This is a genomic window from Clostridium grantii DSM 8605, from assembly GCF_900129965.1.
GTDB classification, from domain to species: Bacteria; Bacillota; Clostridia; order Clostridiales; family Clostridiaceae; genus Clostridium_AF; species Clostridium_AF grantii.
Window position 1 is genome coordinate 1 of record NZ_FQXM01000081.1, and the last position, 1,409, is coordinate 1,409.

At 26.1% G+C, this 1,409-nt stretch carries 1 protein-coding gene and 1 pseudogene; both read left to right on the top strand.

Going from position 1 to position 1,409, the window contains the following annotated elements:
• Window positions 1-687 precede the first annotated feature (687 nt).
• Window positions 688-810, top strand: a complete 123-nt coding sequence (locus tag BUB83_RS23040) for a MerR family transcriptional regulator (RefSeq protein ID WP_423231156.1) — start codon at window positions 688-690, stop codon at window positions 808-810.
• 25 nt (window positions 811-835) lie between these two features.
• Window positions 836-1,110, top strand: a pseudogene (locus BUB83_RS21785) (IS607 family transposase); the annotation flags it as partial.
• Window positions 1,111-1,409 lie beyond the last annotated feature (299 nt).

Sequence of the window (1,409 nt, forward strand, 5' to 3'; positions counted from 1 at the left end):
TCTCCAATCATTTAGGAGTTTTGTAAATGTATAAATTCTAGTTGAACTGGAATCTATATTATCATTCTCTGTTTAATTTTCAATGATCAAGTTTTTCTAATATTTTCGCTATCTTACGACAGCTATATTAGTTTAACATTTGTTTTCTTTGTTGTCAAGAGTTTTTTTAAATCTTTTTTTAGAAGATTTCCGAGCTTCTCTTGGCGACAAGGAATATCTTATCAAAATTTATAACTCTGTATCTCTTTATAAATGCTCAAATAATCTTATTATTCTCTTATTTCTACAGTTTTCATCCAATATTTCATTTTTTCTTATATTGACACTCCAGGTAAAGTTTAATGATTAAAGTAGTTCTTTTATTGAATATTTAGATCAAAAACCATAATAATATAGTGTAGATCAAAACATTAAATAGCGAATAAAATAGTCCAAGATACTATTTTTTAATTAGAAAAGATAGTTATATTTACTGATTAAAACCAGATTAGTCCATTAGCACTCATTGACAAGATCTCAATTTTGATAAGGAAATTTTATTTATGGAATACCGAACGTTATTAAAAGTCACAAAGCCTATGATACATGGAGAGATATAACAATATTAACTAAAATATTATAAACCATAAAAATAGTATTTATAGCTTATTGTAATATTTATCATAATAGTTTTAGGAGGTGATTTTTTTGAAATATTACTCAATAGGATCTTTTACTAAAACTATTGGGAAAACAACCCACCTGTTAAGAAACTGGTATAAAACAGGAAGATTAAAACCAGCCAGAGTAGAATTAACTGAAGATATGTAGGTACTATCTCAATAGCACCTTATAGAATATGATAACTAATTCAGAAGTTGAAAAGTTAGTAATTTTATATAAATATAGATTCTTAAAATTTGAATTTGAAATCATAGAAAATCTATGTAATAAATATGGAACTAATGCTGAAATTATAGACAACACTTAAAAAATAGAAGAACGGGGTTGGTTTAATATTTAATTCAAATTATTACAGTATTTAGCTGTAAACTTGAAAGTAAAAGATTAAGTAAAGTTAAGAAGATTATTAAGGAGTGGTTACAAAGTGATCCCACTAAAAAAAGTTAGATTATATCCAACTAAAGAGCTGGAACAAAAATCATGGAAACATTTCACATTAAAGCAAAACTTTCATTATCAGAAAGGACATATATCTTCAATGAATGTTCTTGTATTATATATAGAGATTATAACACAACCATTAATATAAAAACATTACAATTCTTCAAATCAACATAGCTTGTTTTTTGTTTATAAAAAATTTTACATAATAAAAAAGAACAGTCTATAAGACTGTTCTTTTAAATGGTGGAGATAAAGAGACTCGAACTCTTGACCCCCTGCGTGCAAGGCAGGTGCTCTCCCAA